The 14,715-nt window shown below is 68.8% G+C and carries 12 protein-coding genes and 3 pseudogenes; 5 read left to right on the top strand and 10 right to left on the bottom strand.

The annotated features are described in order from the left end of the window. Positions 1-1,347: 1,347 nt before the first annotated feature. Together GLX30_RS34165 and GLX30_RS35695 are read right to left on the bottom strand one after the other, a co-directional pair. The gene (locus GLX30_RS34165) at positions 1,348-1,911 is read right to left on the bottom strand and encodes a hypothetical protein (protein ID WP_159694756.1); all 564 of its coding nucleotides are present in this window, start codon (positions 1,909-1,911) and stop codon (positions 1,348-1,350) included. 324 nt (positions 1,912-2,235) lie between these two features. Further along, on the bottom strand, positions 2,236-2,664 hold the full coding sequence (locus GLX30_RS35695) for a hypothetical protein (RefSeq protein WP_244258390.1): 429 nt from the start codon (positions 2,662-2,664) through the stop codon (positions 2,236-2,238). A 1,055-nt stretch (positions 2,665-3,719) separates the two neighbouring features. Here GLX30_RS35695 and GLX30_RS34150 point away from each other — a divergent pair. Next, positions 3,720-3,979: pseudogene (locus GLX30_RS34150) on the top strand (pyridoxamine 5'-phosphate oxidase); the annotation flags it as partial. On the opposite strand, the pseudogene GLX30_RS36260 reads toward GLX30_RS34150, so the two are convergent. The 3 genes and pseudogenes from GLX30_RS36260 to GLX30_RS34135 all read right to left on the bottom strand — a co-directional run. Beyond that, positions 3,959-4,204, bottom strand: a pseudogene (locus GLX30_RS36260) (transposase); the annotation flags it as partial. The pseudogenes GLX30_RS34150 and GLX30_RS36260 sit on opposite strands and share 21 nt — an antisense overlap. A gap of 102 nt (positions 4,205-4,306) precedes the next feature. Continuing rightward, positions 4,307-5,290 carry a hypothetical protein gene (locus tag GLX30_RS34140; protein ID WP_167306897.1) on the bottom strand — a complete coding sequence of 328 codons (984 nt, stop codon included), beginning with the start codon at positions 5,288-5,290 and terminating at the stop codon, positions 4,307-4,309. An 885-nt stretch (positions 5,291-6,175) separates the two neighbouring features. Then, a complete protein-coding gene (locus GLX30_RS34135; protein WP_244258389.1) occupies positions 6,176-6,676 on the bottom strand; it encodes a hypothetical protein in 501 nt (166 codons plus the stop codon). Positions 6,677-7,013: 337 nt separating this feature from the next. On the opposite strand from GLX30_RS34135, the gene GLX30_RS34130 reads away from it, so the two are divergent. The 3 genes from GLX30_RS34130 to GLX30_RS34120 all read left to right on the top strand — a co-directional run bounded on the left by GLX30_RS34130 (position 7,014) and on the right by GLX30_RS34120 (position 9,492). After that, complete coding sequence (locus GLX30_RS34130; protein ID WP_159694755.1) at positions 7,014-7,379, top strand: hypothetical protein; 366 nt, start codon at positions 7,014-7,016, stop codon at positions 7,377-7,379. A 247-nt stretch (positions 7,380-7,626) separates the two neighbouring features. Beyond that, entirely contained in the window at positions 7,627-8,007 is a 381-nt protein-coding gene (locus GLX30_RS34125; RefSeq protein ID WP_244258388.1) for a DUF5959 family protein, read from the top strand. 504 nt (positions 8,008-8,511) lie between these two features. Continuing rightward, positions 8,512-9,492 (top strand): YihY/virulence factor BrkB family protein, encoded by a 981-nt coding sequence (locus GLX30_RS34120; protein WP_159694754.1) that lies wholly within the window; start codon positions 8,512-8,514, stop codon positions 9,490-9,492. 55 nt (positions 9,493-9,547) lie between these two features. On the opposite strand, the pseudogene GLX30_RS34115 reads toward GLX30_RS34120, so the two are convergent. From GLX30_RS34115 to GLX30_RS34105, 3 genes and pseudogenes are all read right to left on the bottom strand, one after another. Next, positions 9,548-9,865: pseudogene (locus tag GLX30_RS34115) on the bottom strand (transposase); the annotation flags it as partial. 59 nt (positions 9,866-9,924) lie between these two features. Then, positions 9,925-10,215: a hypothetical protein gene (locus GLX30_RS34110; RefSeq protein WP_159694753.1), complete on the bottom strand. Its 291-nt coding sequence runs from the start codon at positions 10,213-10,215 to the stop codon at positions 9,925-9,927. 48 nt (positions 10,216-10,263) lie between these two features. Continuing rightward, complete coding sequence (locus GLX30_RS34105) at positions 10,264-10,728, bottom strand: hypothetical protein (protein WP_159694752.1); 465 nt, start codon at positions 10,726-10,728, stop codon at positions 10,264-10,266. 1,758 nt (positions 10,729-12,486) lie between these two features. Here GLX30_RS34105 and GLX30_RS34100 point away from each other — a divergent pair. Continuing rightward, on the top strand, positions 12,487-13,206 hold the full coding sequence (locus GLX30_RS34100) for a hypothetical protein (RefSeq protein ID WP_159694751.1): 720 nt from the start codon (positions 12,487-12,489) through the stop codon (positions 13,204-13,206). Between the two features lie 126 nt (positions 13,207-13,332). Here the strand turns inward: GLX30_RS34100 and GLX30_RS34095 are convergent, their stop codons facing one another. Then, the gene (locus GLX30_RS34095) at positions 13,333-13,731 is read right to left on the bottom strand and encodes a hypothetical protein (protein WP_347879794.1); all 399 of its coding nucleotides are present in this window, start codon (positions 13,729-13,731) and stop codon (positions 13,333-13,335) included. 300 nt (positions 13,732-14,031) lie between these two features. After that, the gene (locus GLX30_RS34090) at positions 14,032-14,628 is read right to left on the bottom strand and encodes a TetR/AcrR family transcriptional regulator (RefSeq protein ID WP_159694750.1); all 597 of its coding nucleotides are present in this window, start codon (positions 14,626-14,628) and stop codon (positions 14,032-14,034) included. Between the last annotated feature and the right edge of the window lie 87 nt (positions 14,629-14,715).

Here is a 14,715-nt window from a genome sequence, read left to right as displayed (position 1 = left end):
CCCGCGAACCCACCCCGGGCCCGCCACCGGGCACCGGTCCGTAAACACCACGTAACCAAACCACCATGCCGGTTTTAGTTAGGGACCCAAAGGTCCCTTTCAAGCGGAATGATCGCGTCCGACCAGCACCGTAACCCGGCATATGCCGTCGCCACGACTCTCCAGTGTGACGCACGTCACCCTGAAACCTGCCCAGCGCCTTGAAAACAAAACCGGTGGGTACGTATCTTTGGGCCCTGCGCTTCCCTAGACCACCGGACGCCCCTATCCCGCGGGAGAGGCCATGACCCTGCTGACCCAGCCCATCCAACCCCCCATCCCCACCACCGGGCAGGACACCCCCACCGCACCCCCCACCGCCCCGGCCAGCACCAACCCCCGCACAACCACAGCCACAGGCGCGGGCACAGACGCAGGCGCGGGCGCGTGCACAACGACCCTCCCCACGGCACGGACACCGCCACGGACACGGGAACGGGCACGGACACGAGCACGGGAACGGGCACGGGCACGGGCACGGGCACGGGCACGGGCAGCATCGCCACCCTCTCCACCGACGCGCCGACCCTCACCACAGCAACGGCAACGGCAACGGCAACGGCAACGGCAACGGCAACGGCAATCGTCACCACGGGTGGTGTCACCACGGGCGTGGGCGCCGGAACGAGAAACGGTCAGGAACGGCAACCGGGAACGGGGCGGGGACAGGGACGGGAACAGCGACCGTGACAGGGACCCGGACGACGGCGACCGGGAACGGGGCGGGTCAGGGACGGGAACGGTGACCGTGCAGGGACCCGGGCGACGGCGACCGGGAACGGGGCGGGGACCCGGGCGACGGCGAGCGGGGCGGGGTCGGTGGCGGGCGGCAGACCGGCGCCGATATCGACGCCGGTCACCGCCCCCGCCCCCACCACCCGCTTCCCCCGCCGCCACCCGCCGCCACCCGCCGGCCGGCCGGCCGGCCCAGCGGCGACGACGACACCGACCACGCCACCACCGACGCCGTCACCCGCGAACTGCGCCACCTGCTCTTCGACGGCGACGAACAAGACACCCTCCACACCCCCTGGCGCACCCTGATCACCCACGACGAATTCCTCACCCACGACGACGACCTCACCCCCACCCAGCGCACCGCCCGCTCCTACCAGCGCCTGCGCCTGCTCAACGACACCGCCGCCGGCGACCCCTCGCCCTCGCCCGCGACCCCCGCCGCCTCGCCGCCCTCCACGAATGGACCGGCATCGCCGACAGCGCCCTGGGCACCCTCGCCGGCATCCACTACAACCTCTTCCTCGGCACCCTCCTCGACCACGACCACCCCGAACAACGCGACCTCACCCCCTACACCACCCTCAAGAACACCGGCACCTTCCTCGTCACCGAACTCGCCCACGGCAACGACGCCGCCCACCTCGAAACCACCGCCCACCACCACCCCGACACCGGCGAGTTCACCCTCCACACCCCCACCCCCGGCGCCGCCAAATTCATGCCCAACACCACCACCACCGGAGGCCCCAAAACCGCCCTCGTCGCCGCCCGCCTCATCACCCACGACGGCACCGACCGCGGCATCCACCTCTTCCTCACCCCCTCCACGACACCGACGGCCCCCACCCCGGCATCCACATCACCCCCCTCCCACCCCGCCACCTCCCCCACCCCGTCGACCACGCCATCACCACCTTCACCCACGTCCGACTCCCCCCCACCGCCCTCCTCCAGGCCCCCCACACCCGCCTCGAGGCGGACGGCACCCACCACACCACCCACGGCAACCCCCAAAAACGGTTCCTCACCACCATCGACCGCGTCACCCTCGGCAAACTCTGCATGAGCGCCGCCGCCACCGGCACCGCCCGCGCCGCCCTCACCATCGCCGTCCACTACGCCAACCACCGCCACACCACCACCACAACACCCCCACCCCCCTCACCACCCACCGCGCCCACCACGCCCCCCTCATCGACCACCTCGCCACCACCTACGCCCTCACCCTCCTCCACCGCCACACCCTCACCCACCACACCCACCACCACCACAACACCCCCCTCCCCCCCACCCCCACCAACCCCCGCTACCCCACCGACCCACCCCCACCAAAGAACAGACCCACCACCTCACCGCCCTCACCAAAGCCTTCACCACCCACCACGCCCGCACCATCACCACCACCTGCCGCGAACGCTGCGGCGCCTGGGCCCTCCACCCCCACAACCCCCTCGCCCACTACACCCAACACCTCGAAGGCACCATCACCGCCGAAGGCGACAACCTCCCCATCACCCTCAAAGCCGCCACCCACCTCCTCCTCAACCCCCACCCCCACCCCCCACCACCCCCACACCCCCCAACCCCCTCACCAACCTCACCCACCTCAAAAACCTCCTCCACCACGCCCAACACATCTGGCACACCCGCACCAAACAAGCCCTCCACACCCCCACCACCCCCCACACCCCCCACACCCGCTGGAACAACGCCACCCAACCCGCCCTCACCATGACCCACCTCCACACCACCCTCCACACCACCAACGCCCTCCTCACCACCCTCAACCACACCACCCACCCCACCACCCACACCCACCTCAAAAACCTCACCAACCTCTACCTCCTCAACAAACTCACCCCCCACACCGCCGACCTCATCACCCACCACCACCTCACCCCCACCACCACAACCACATCCACACCACCATCAACCACCTCCACCACACCCTCCACCCCCACCTCACCACCCTCACCAACGCCCTCAACCACCCCCACCAACACACCCCCACCCCACCCCCCCACTAGGGGCGAAGATCCCTGCCGTGCCCGGAGGTTCCCGTGCTCCTCGACCTTCTCCGCTCCGTGCCGACCTGGCGGCCCGCGCCATCCCCGACGGTGCCCCGCTGACCGTGCTGGACCACCTGCTCGGTGCCACAACCGGCGGCGTGCGCCTGGCGCAGCTGCTGCGCCCTCCCGGCCGGCGCCACGTCCGCCGGGTGCTAGAACCGGGCATGACCTTCACGACGTCGGGTGCCGCTGCTGCCGGCATCAAGGCCACCGGCAGCGTCGCCGCTGCACTGATAGGCCCCTACCGGCCCACGGGCGTTCCCGGCTGGGCACCAAGGAGGACCGGGCGGAGGCGTACGGCGGCTGCTGGACGCCTCCACCCGCTCGTTCAACTACGCGTTCCAGTTCTCCCACCTGCAGCGCGAGGCGGGCCGGGCGGCGCACAAGCTGCTGCTGGGCCAGATCCCGCAGGCGTGGGAGGTCAGCGGCGAACTCATCGGCGCACTGCACGGCGTACGGCATTGCGGCACCGTGGCGGTCATCGCCCGCGGCGGAGGAACTGGTCGCCGCGACCAGCGACCTGGAGCTGAACGAGAAGGACAGGGCCCGCTTCCAGCGGCAGGCTGAGGCGGTCGTCACGGCGCAGCGCCTGTTCCTCGACGCGTGCCGGGAGGACCTGTCGTACGCCACCAAGCGGTGGCAAGCTGCTGCGCCGGTACAAAGAGCGGCGCTTCCTCCGGCAGCAGGCTGGCCGCTGACGGTGCGCGGCGGCAGCATCGGCCGGACAGAAGGCGCGCCGCCGGGCGTTCCAGTCTCCACTACGACCGGGTCGAAGCGCGGTGGCCGGCCGCCCGGGGATACGAGCTTTCTGCGGTTGTGTGCCTGGTCAGCCTTGTCTGGGATGGTGCAGCGGCCCCACCCGAAGCAACTCAGTCGCGGCCGGAACTGCTCACCCAACTCACCCTCGTCGGAAAACCGCCGGTCACGGCGATCGTGGTGCATGTCGAGCAGGGCTACCCCCACTGCCCGAAGCGCTGATGCGCGCCAACACCTATCCACCGGAACGGTGGGTGCCCGCTGACGCCCAACCGAGCAGCGCCGAAGTGATGCTGGCCCAGCTGAACCTGCCAGGCATGACCATCGACCAGATCGAGAAGGCCGAACAGGACTCGCTACGCCTGCGATACAAGTGAAACCACACCCAGCTCCACACCCACGCCCCCCATTGGCTCCCTTCCGAGCGTGCGGACGAGGTGGCGGTACTTGGCGAGGTCGTAGCCGCGGTCACCGACTACGACGTCGAGGCGGCGCTGGGGCCGGCCTCGGCCGCCCAGCACCAGCGGCACTGCGTTGAGCAGTGGGACGAGCCGGGTGACGTCGATACGATTGCCGCCGGTCAGAGTGACGGCGAGCGGGATGGCCCGTGGCATTGGTGATCAAGAGGCGTTTCGCTTCCTGGAGCCAGGTTCCCACCCCGGCCAAAGGCCCTCCCGACTGGCACCGGTTGGCACGACAGCCATTCAGTTCTTACGGATGCGGTGGGCCTCGGCAACGAGTCTTCGAGGCAGCTTCGGCCCTGCACACGCGTAGTTGATCAGCAGGTTCCGGTAGGTGATGTTCGCGAGCTGCGGCGCCAGGGCGATCAGCGCCCTCAGGTCGTCGGACGAGCCGGAAAAGCGTGTGCGGTAGGCGGCGCCCGCCGCGCGCAGGGAGACCTCGTCAGGCTCGTATTGCAGGCCTAGGTCGACGAGGCGCGCGGCTGCCGCGAAGTCGCCCTGCTCGGCACGCACGTCCGCCAGGTCCAGGTAGAGGGACCAGTTGGCAGAGTCCAGGAGCAAGGCGCATTCGAAGGCCTTAGCAGCCTGATCCAGGTCGCCCATCACGCGCCACGTGACCGCTCGTGCGACGGCTGTCCACATGACCCGGTCGACGGCATCGGCGCGGTCGCACAGGGCGAAGGACAGTTCGTACCGGCCACACGCCCGGGGCAGCCTGGCCATGGCGGCCAGCGACTCCGGTACCGGATTCCGTTCGGACACCACGTCGAGGGCATGGAACCAAGGCGCGAACCGCTCCCGCATCTCTTCGGTGTTCAGGTCATGCCCGTAGTCCAACGTCCGCAGACACGCCTCGGCCAGCGCCTCGGCACTCACCGCGCCGAGAAAGCGCACATCCCCGAACCAGGGCGCAGCGCCCCATGCCACGTCGGGCCGTACACCCGTGACCGAACCAAGGGCCATCGCGGCGTCGTCCATGTTGCCTTCGAGGAACAAGAAGTACGCCTGCGCCAGCACAGCGCTCAAGGAGCCGTCCTCTTCGAAACTCTCCTTCAGCTCCGAGCGTCGGTCCCGCCACAACTCGGCGAGGGCCGCATAGGGCTCCGGAGCCGCCGGTGCCGAGGCTATCGCCCCCACCAGAAGCTCCACGGCGCCCACCGGGCTTCCGCCGCAGTGCGCCATCACACCGGCGAGACCGACTCCCGCCGCCACTGACTGATTCGACATCGCCAGAGAATACCTGTGGCCAAAGGTTCCGTGAGCACTCCTGCTCGGAGGGCGATACCGCTGCGTCGATCTGCCGGTGACAGCTCCCGACAGCAAGATCACGCGCAAAGGTGACGATTACCGCAGTCGGCGAGCAGACCGTAGTCGGGTCGACCGGGCCACCGTAGGGTCCTGTCATCGCTTGGGGGTTGTGGCAGGGCTACTGAACTGTCGCCGCCCGTTGCTGAACGGACTTGGCCCATCCAGAAGCCCCCGACGACCGTGCTCTCATTGAGAGGTGCATTGACCCATGAGCTGAGGACACCCTGTGATCACGCAAGGAGTACGGGTAACAGGCCGGTGCAGCACCTGCGGAGGCACGACAACCTGCGACGTCGGTCAGTTCGTCGACGGTGGCATGCTCTGCTGGAGCACCGAAGGCCGATGCGCGGACTGCCCGAATGGATGGTGCGAGCAGGACAGCGGCCCAGTTGCTCCCGAGGCCGTCCGACAAGCTCTTCTGTTTGCCCACGGGCCCGCGCGACTTCGCCTGTCCGCAGACGTGCCGAACCTCGTGCCCGTGATGCAAGCCTCCGCAGTGCACGGGAACTCTCCCTGGGCGAAGCACGTGTGCAGGCCACGCAATTCGCCGAGACGGGTCTCATCGGCACCCTCGCCGAGATGGAGATGCTGGCTGTTCACCTCCGGGGACACGCTGTCCCGGTGACCGTGAATCAGCTGGGTGAACTCCATCCGGACAGCAACTGCGCTTCTTGACGCCGGCATGGACAAGTCTGGACGACCTGTTGGAGCACCGCCCGCTGACGGACAAATGGCAGATGCTTTCAGCACCGCGTCGATGGGCGGCGCGCACCGGAGCCCACGGCGCCTTCGGACGACGGGCGATCAGGGGCAGGTGGGATCCTCGGTGATCCTCACCTGTTGCGGGGCGTCTCGAGGGAAGGTCCAGATGCGGCCTGCGGTGCTGGTGGCGGTCACAGTGGTCGCGTCCAAGGTGACCCTGCTGAACGGGTTGGAGGAGCAGGAGACCGCCAGCCATTCCAAGGTGCCTTCGTCGTCGTCCCGGACCAGGGCGACCCAGCCGATACTCCCGTGATCCAGTCCCTCGCCGCATAGGGCACGGCTTCCGAGGTAGGTGCACGAGGAGTGTGTACCGTCGATGCTCATCCAGTCTGTGGGGGTCCATGCGGTAGCTCGCAGGATTTCCCACCACTGCCAGTCCTCGGCCCGGGGGTCGTCTCGCCGGTCGGGCGGGGAGAACCGCATGAGACTCATCACTGACAGAGAGCCGTCGGAGAACACGATGAAGTCTCCGAAGGGCGCTTCGCGGGCACTCCAACGTTCAGGTACCTGGTTGATGTTGGGCATCGCGTCGAACGAACTCACGTCCACCATGATGACAGCGAGGACGCATTGCGGAGCGACGGCTTCAGAACGGTGCGTGGCCAGCCTGGCCTGACGTCCCGGTCGGTGAAGTCTCAGTGGGCGGGGGCAAGCCGTACAGCGCCTTGAGAACCGTCGTGGCGCGAGTCACGGTGGATGCAAGCCCCCACCCACTCCGCGTGATCGGCACCCGACCAGCCAAGTCGGTCAGGACCGTCCTCATGCCCAGCCATGGTGATCGCCCGGTCTTCCCCGTGGTTCCCCGCTCGCAGTTGCACGCGATGGGGGCACGCTCCCCTTACCTGGGCCGGGCAGCCTCCTGGGCTGCGAAACTCTCTGAGTGAGCTATCCAGCAACGGACGAGCTGTCCTCCGCCGAGCGGGCCTTCATGATCAATGCGACTGAGATCGACGTCCTTCCCGGTGTCTGGGGCGACCTCGACGAGCCGCTGGCGTCCGGGCATTCCTCGGATCTTGTTCCGATCCTCCTGTCTCTCGTCGACAGGGGGTGGATAGAGGTGTGTCGGGTCATCCCTTGGACCGCACCCGATGGGGCTACGGGATTCCAGCCTGGTCCTTCACTCCCGAAGCAGGTCCTTCCTGCTCTTCTGTTGGACACCGAGAACTGGGAGTACCCGCAATCCGGCGAGTGGTTGGGGTGCCTGACATTGACCCTCACCGAGGCAGGACAGCAGATCCCCCGGTGACTCGCGGTAGATGACACGGCCGGCTGGCCCCGATGGCTCAAGCTCGATGGTCGGCCTGGTCGTAGGACGTCTTGGGGCTCCTGGCAGAACGACGCCCGGACAACTCGCCTGGTGGGGGCAGGACTCGACCGACAGGATGGGCCGTGACCGTAGGCGGGTGAGGAATAGGGGAGCCGGTGGATCTGATCCATCTCTCGGACGGCGACAACAGCTTCCGGGTACGTGTGCTGGGCCGCCGCTGCCGGGAGTGCTGCCGCTGCACGACCTGCTCGACGCTGAGGTCCTCATCGGGAGTGGCTTTGTGAGGGGACGGCTGAACCTGTCCCTGTTTCCCGACGACCTGGACCGCTGGTCGCACGCCCTGGATGTGCTTGCAACGGGCCGTGACGTCTGCTGGATGGACAACAACCGTAGCCCTGAGATCAGGGTCCAAGCGTTCAACGAAGAACACGAGACCCCCGCCGTGAGTGTGGAGGACGTGGCCCGCTCCGGCATCTCTGTATTCCTTCCCCTGTGTCTTGAGGCCGGATGGATCGACGACCAGCGGCAGCTGCTCCAGATGGTGCGGCGGCAGTGGCCGAGCGAAGTCCTCCAAACGTCACCGGGCGCCTACGAGTGGCGGCGCTGACTGCGACCGGTCGGCGCCGGCAGATGAGCGCGCGGGCCAGGCTGCGGAACGCCGGTGTGTGTCATTGCGGATCTCCCGGCGGATCCAAGGCAGGCGGAACCAGTGCAGGTGGGCGAAGGCACGCTCCACGACGCAGCGTTGAGTCCCGAGTCCGGAGCCGTGCTCGGTACCGCGCAGTGCGCCCAGCGGCTTCGCTCCGAGGGACCGGACGAGATGGCGGTACTTGTCGTGGTCGTGGCCGCGATCGCCGAGCACTGTGTCCGGGCGACGCCTGGGCCGACTGCGCGCGCCCCGCACGGACGGACCTGCTTCCGGCAGCAGGGTCAGGTGGGGACGTCGTTGCGGTCGACGCCCGGCAGCGTGGCCGGCATGCCTGCGGGACGTTCCCGCGGCCGTCACCGGACGTCGCCGCAGCTGCTCGCCGAAGTTCCGGGCAGGATGAACGGCGGGCTCCGACCGGAGCCGGCCGGTGACCGGCGGACACGAGGACGGAGGGGGAGACGCATGGGCAGCGCCAAACATGTTCCCCAGACCCGCGACATGGCAGGGGACGAGCTCTCCGGCGACGAGGCATGGGCGGCGCTGCGCACGTACGGCCGGCGGCAGCTGTTCGTCGACGCGTTCCTCCGCTTCCGTTACGCGGACGGCTTCAGCCACTCCCGCGCCCTGGCGTTCCAGGTGGCACTCTCCGTGGTGCCGTTCACCATCGCCCTGGTGGGCCTGGCGACGACGCTGCACACCGAGAGCGTCGGCCGCGCGGTGGAGCTGGCCCTCACCCGGATCGCACCGGGCGCCAGCGCCCGGCTGATCGAGGACGCGCTGGCCGAAGGGCGCCGCAGCGCGGGCACGGACACCGCCGGGGCGGTCGCGATGTGGCTGGGGCTCGGGTTCGCCGTGGTCAGCCTGGTGTCGGCCATTGCCCAGATCGAACGCGGCACCAACCGCATCTACGGCGTCGAACGGGACAGGCCGTTCGCCGCCAAGTACGGCAGGAGTCTGCTGCTCACGGTCGGGGCCGGGGTTCCCATGACGGTCGGCTTCCTCGTCCTGGTCGCCGGGGACACGGTCGCCGGTTCCCTGATGGATTCCACCGGTGGCGGCACGACGTTGCCCGCGTGGTGGCACTGGGTCCAGGTCCCGCTCGGCATCACCTTGGCGTGGGTGGCGTCGGCCACCCTCTTCCGCTGGTCGCCACGCCGGGTGCAGCCCGGATACACCTGGCTCGCCTTCGGCTCGGCCGTGCACTTGGCGCTGTGGATCGCCGCTACGTGGCTCCTGGCTCTGTACGTGGAGTACAGCGGCTCGTTCGGTGCCGTCTACGGGCCGCTCACGGCGTTCGTGGCACTGCTGCTGTGGGCGAACCTGACCGGTGTCGCTCTGTTCCTCGGCCTCGCCTTCGCAGCGCAGCTGGAGGCGGCGCGGGCGGGCGACACGGAGCCGGTCAACGAGGACCGGTTCCACCCTGCGGACGAGGGCCGGCTCTGAGGATTCCGGGTGGCGGATCAGGCGACCACCTGGTGCGTCAGTTGGCCGTCCCAGGTGGCTTGCCGCCCCGGCTGCCGCGCCGCAAGCGATGGCCGCGTTGATCGGCCGGAACGGGAATGACTGCCAGGATGCCGCGCCTGCTCAGGTGCTCACGGATGGCAGGCGAGGAGTACGCCTTGTCGGCCAGGACCACGTCCGGCCGGGTGCGGCGCCGCCCTCGCCGTCGGGGAATACGCAGGCGTGCCGTCACATGAGCGAAGGCGGGTACGTCACCTGCCTGCCCAGCAGTGAGATGGAAGGCCAAGGGCCGACAGATGCCGTCAGTCGCGAGATGGATCTTCGTGATCAGCCCGCCGCGGGATCAGCCGACGGCCCACTGCCCGTCAGTCAACGGCACACCTTGACCAACGATCAGGCGGTCTGGAGCGAGCGTTACGCGCTGCCGGTGCCACCGGCCTTGCCGGCAGCGGTCCACCAGGCGATCACCCGGGTTGCCATCGCTTCGGGTCGCAGGCCGAGAGGATCGAGTCCGAAGTGATCCTCCAGCTCATGTCGTAGGAACTCTCCGATCCCGGTCTGGTTGGCGCCGCCACGCAGCCGCTGGAGCAAGGGGGCGAGCATGCAGTCGTACTCGTCCTGTACGTCGTCGGCGACGCCGATCGGATCCCACGCATTGAGCAGATGCCGAAGGTCGTTCTCGAGGGATGGGGCCCATGGCTGCATCGCCCAAGAGTGCCACCCGGAAGCGCCCGCCGGTCACTCGCCCCCATCTCACGACATCCGGCGGTGAGGAGAGCCGGCGAGGGGTGCGACGCGGGTGAGGTATTCGTCGCGCTCGCAGCCGGCGTCGGGATCGCCGCCGGTCGGGCACATCACGGGATCAGCCACCTCACCGAAGAGGAGGACGGGAATTACGCAGTCGGTGCCGGAGAACGTGAGATGCAGGTAGGCACCGCGATCCGCGGCCTCGCCCTCCTCCGAACCGAAGACCCAAGTGCCGGACGACAGGCGCGTATGGTCCCCGCAGGGCTCTGCCGCCGACAACCGGGCAACCTCCTCGCCGGTGAAACTCCGGTTCTCGCGGAAGGCCAGGGTCGTACCCTCCCGGCTACGCCACCGCCCTGTCAACTGGTCGGCAGTAAGCCCCACGGCGTGGTACGCCGCAGCGTTGCAGGCAGCCGTCATCACACCAACAGCCGTCACCAGCGCGGCACGCCACCCACCCATGCGTCCCACAGCAGCCCCTCCCCGCACCCCAGGAACCCCATCCTTCGACGCAATATTTGAACACGATCAAATCTGCGGCTCGCGCGCGCCCCGGATGCCGGCCGTGCCATGAGCAGAGCAGTCCGGGACACGGGGCCTCCATCCCCGCCCAGCGGGGCAGCGTGACGAAGACGGTGGCGCAGGGGAGTTGCGTACGCCACGTTTCGACCATGGGTTGAACACCGACTCGCCCCGAGGCCGTTTATCTCGGTAACCGGAGCTCCACCTACAGACCGGTTAGTGAGGTTCGCACATGCCAAGGATCCTTTCGCAAGGCACCAAGCGCCGCCGCCGGTCAGGGGCCGGCGCCCAGCCACGTCGGCAGGCCACGGTCCCCTGCCGACCACCCACCTTTGAGCGGTCGAGCCGATGAACTACTGCATCCCATGCCGTCGCACCCTCAACGGCACTGTGACATGCCCGGAATGCGGGGCGTACGAGCCCGACACGGTACCGGCGAACGAAGGAAGCGACAGCGCTCAGGCAGCCGACACGGCAGCGCTGGACGGCCTCTTCAGCGAGGAGCCGGGCCCCTCCGAGCCCACCGATGCTTCCTCGTCCCCCGCAGCCGATGTGCCGGCACCCCGACGCCGCGGTCGGCCGCAGATGAAGAAGTACGGCAGTCGGACTCTCGCTGCGGCAACCTTCGCCATGATCGGCAGTCTGGCCACTGCACTGCTACTGCCCCAGCAATCCGCCGGCACCCCAGGAGCAGCGCCGAGTCCGGAACGGGCATCCCCTGACGAGCCTGACGTCGGCGCCACCGAACCGCCGAGTGCGTCACGTTCGCCCGAACGTGCGGCCACCCGTCCCGCCAGAGACGTCAGGGACCGGAAGGGCACTGGGCGTCCGCGCGCGACACCCACCGAGCGGGATTCACCGACTCCCGAGGCTCCCACTGCCACCATCGGTCCACCGCCACCCGTGAAGGCCAGGCCGACCACCCGCCCTTCCAGTAGCCGTCCCAGCAAGCCGCCGGCCTCTCCGTCGGCGACCCCTCCCCCAAGCCCTTCCAGTAGTCCCAGCGGCTCGCCCACGAGCAGTCCCCTGCCGAGCACCACGGGCGTGCCGGGGACTGATGGGTAGGCGCGGGCCACCGGGTTCAAACTACTGACTGGCTTTTGGGGTGAGACGCCAGCGGATCGGGGGGGGTCGGCCGATCCGTTGAGGAGACCGTCAGGTGCCGACCACCGTGTCGCCATCCATGAGCCGCCAGGCGTCGATCACTGCCCGTCCGCCCCTATCGGATCAGACCGAGCACAGTGTCGCCAGACGGGTTCGGGGGCCTGTGGCGTCCCGACACCACACACGCTGCTCGGCACATCGCCCGGCGGCCCTCGCCGCACTCGATGAGCCCGGTCCGCCGCCCCGACGGGTTACAGGAACAGGTTCCTGTCCGCAGCACGTTGACGTCCACACATGCCTGTCTGCCGGAGCATGTGGGGGCAGCGGCGCCGCTTCCGGCCGACGCACAGCGGGCTGTTTCCTTCGGCCGCCTTGTTCTGCTGCCTGCCCAGGGGACGGGCCGCCGCTCCGATCCGCCGCGTGCGCAGCCGAGCTGTGTCAGTGCACGCAAGCATGCAACAACACACGTGCTCAGGTCCTCGCGGTCGCTCACGAGTGTGGCCTTCGACCGGCCCGGTGCCGTGAAGCACCGCATCGGACGTACCCTGCATCACAACAAGCACAACAGCTTTCAGCAACAACCCCATTCCGCAGGGAGCGACCATGACCAGCAACCACAGCATCGCCGCCACCACAGCCATGCTCCAGGCCGAGCTCCCGCAACTGGAAGAGCACCAACAGGCACTGCAGAAGGAACTGGAGCAGGTGACCGAGCGGCTGGAGTCCGTGCGCGGTGCCCTGACAGCGCTCAATGCCTTGGCCGGCACCACGCTCCCCCGGCCGCGAGCCGAAGCCCCGGCAGCCACGGAAGCAGCTGTGGAGGAAGCGTCCACCGAACCGGCCAACGACCCGGCACCCGAACCGGTGGCCGCACCGGTGCCGGCACCGGTCGACGAGGCTCTGCAGCCGAACGACACCGCTGTACCTGCTCAGAAGAAGGCAACGAGCCCGCGCCGCTCCCCGCGCAAGGCTGCCGCAGCTCCGCGCAAGGAGGCCGCTCCCAAGGTGGCCGACGAGCCGGCGTCCAAGCGCCGCCGGACGAAGAAGGCCGCCAGCGGCAAGGCGTCCAAGGCCACGACGGCTCAGCGGACGGCGGCCGCCGGAGCCGCGACCCAGGACGCCGGGGGGCTCACCGACCAGGTCATCGCCGTGCTGGCCGACCGCCCCGACACGCCGCTGCGTGCACGCGACGTCGCGGAAGCACTCGGTCGTGGCGCCACCATGGGCAGCATCAACACCGTACGCAGCACCCTCGACCGCCTCGTCGCCACCTCCCGCGCCCACCGCGCCGGCCGCGGCCTCTACCAAGCCCCGGCCAACTGACGGTTACCAAACGGTTCGGCCGGAGGGGCGACCCAGCGCACCCTGGCTCGCCCTCAAAGGTCGTTGCGTGAGTTCTGGCAGGCGGTGGGGGCTTGGGCATGGTGGACGTTCATCGACGACCACCTCCTACGGTGCCGTACCGGGCAGCGCTGCGCGATACTCGTCCTGTGGAGTGGTTCGAGCAGGCACGGGCAGCGGAACAGCTCCGGAATTGCGGTAGGCCCGGCTGAATTCTCTTGAACCGGTGCCGACGCCAGCGGGGTTCATCGTGCAGAGGGTGCAGCCCTGCAGCGGAATCAGCCCGTAGTACGGGGCCGCGCCGCTGCCGCCCATGTTTGTGGGGAAGTCTCGGTAAGGCTGTGGCAGTTCCATGTCTTGCTCGGCTTCAAAGGCATCTGCCGGAGCTCTGGGCAGGCGCGGCCCGAGACGGAATTCGTGCCGCTCCTCGCCGAAGGAGTGGCTTCGGTCGGGCGTGCAGCGGATGTGTGCGAGCTTGCGTCGCAGCCGCGGGATGCGGGAGTCCATGCGGGCTCTTCTCTCGTGCCGCCCCGAAATCTCTCGTGCGGAGCGAGAGATCGTCCTGCGAGTAGGACCTGCTTCCGTAGGAGCTGGAAAGCCGGCCCGGCCGAACATATGGCGCTTGAGCACTTCTGCTCCACACGACACCGAGCAGCGCCCTCATGCCGTGTTCGACGTTCATGAGAAGCGGCAGCCCGTGCTCAGGGGCACTCCGCATGGCGGCGTCTTCAGCTGTGGAGAGGCGGCCGCTCAAAGCGCGGGTACGTCGCCGAGGGACCGGCCGGGCCGCGGTGCCGCTCGCCGGTATCAGGATGCGTGAGGTCGCTGGAGTCCCTGGAGGAGGAGAGCGATCAGGCGTCGGGGGTCGTAACGGGGGTCGTTGTCGCGTCCGATGCAGAGGTTGCCGATGCCGCGCATCAGCTCGTAAGGCTGCGTGCCGGCCCTGATCTCGCCGGCCTCGACGGCAGCGTCGAGCAAGTGGGCGCAGACAGGCAGCAGGCGGTCGAGGAAGTAGGCGTGCAGCGCGGCGAAGCGGTCGCTTTCGGACTGCAGGGCGTCGGCGAGGCCGTGCTTGGTGACCAGGAAGTCGACGAAGAGGTCGATCCACTGGCGCAGCGCCTCGAACGGGGAGTCGGCACTGGCCAGCAAGTTCGGGCCGGCCTCGGCGCATGCCTCGATCTGGTGGCGGTAGACGGCGGTGACGAGATCCGCCCGGGTCGGGAAGTGGCGGTAGATCGTGGCCATTCCGACGCCCGCCCGGGCCGCGATCCGGCGGATCGGCGCGTCGACGCCGGCGGTGACGAACACCTCGGCGGCTGCAGCGAGCACCGTCTGCCGGTTGCGCTGCGCGTCGGCCCGCTTGCCGCGGGAGGCCGACCCCCCTGCAGGGCTCTCGGTGGCCATCACGTCGTCCTTCCATACCGATTGACAATACGGAGCGGCGCTCCGGATACTAAACGGAGCAGCGTTCCGCTTCAGCTTATCCGAAGC

The sequence above is a fragment of the Streptomyces sp. Tu 2975 genome (assembly GCF_009832925.1).
Classification (GTDB): domain Bacteria; phylum Actinomycetota; class Actinomycetes; order Streptomycetales; family Streptomycetaceae; genus Streptomyces.
The sequence above is the reverse complement of the archived record's forward strand: the minus strand, read 5'-3'. Positions and strand labels throughout refer to the sequence as shown.

What these genes read in the sequence shown, in the direction of transcription:
- GLX30_RS34140 (WP_167306897.1), bottom strand. Translation starts at nt 5,290, where the DNA reads ATGTCGAATCAGTCAGTGGCGGCGGGAGTCGGTCTCGCCGGTGTGATG.
- GLX30_RS34120 (WP_159694754.1), top strand. Translation starts at nt 8,512, where the DNA reads ATGGGCAGCGCCAAACATGTTCCCCAGACCCGCGACATGGCAGGGGAC.
- GLX30_RS34110 (WP_159694753.1), bottom strand. Translation starts at nt 10,215, where the DNA reads ATGCAGCCATGGGCCCCATCCCTCGAGAACGACCTTCGGCATCTGCTC.
- GLX30_RS34100 (WP_159694751.1), top strand. Translation starts at nt 12,487, where the DNA reads ATGACCAGCAACCACAGCATCGCCGCCACCACAGCCATGCTCCAGGCC.
- GLX30_RS34095 (WP_347879794.1), bottom strand. Translation starts at nt 13,731, where the DNA reads ATGGACTCCCGCATCCCGCGGCTGCGACGCAAGCTCGCACACATCCGC.
- GLX30_RS34090 (WP_159694750.1), bottom strand. Translation starts at nt 14,628, where the DNA reads ATGGCCACCGAGAGCCCTGCAGGGGGGTCGGCCTCCCGCGGCAAGCGG.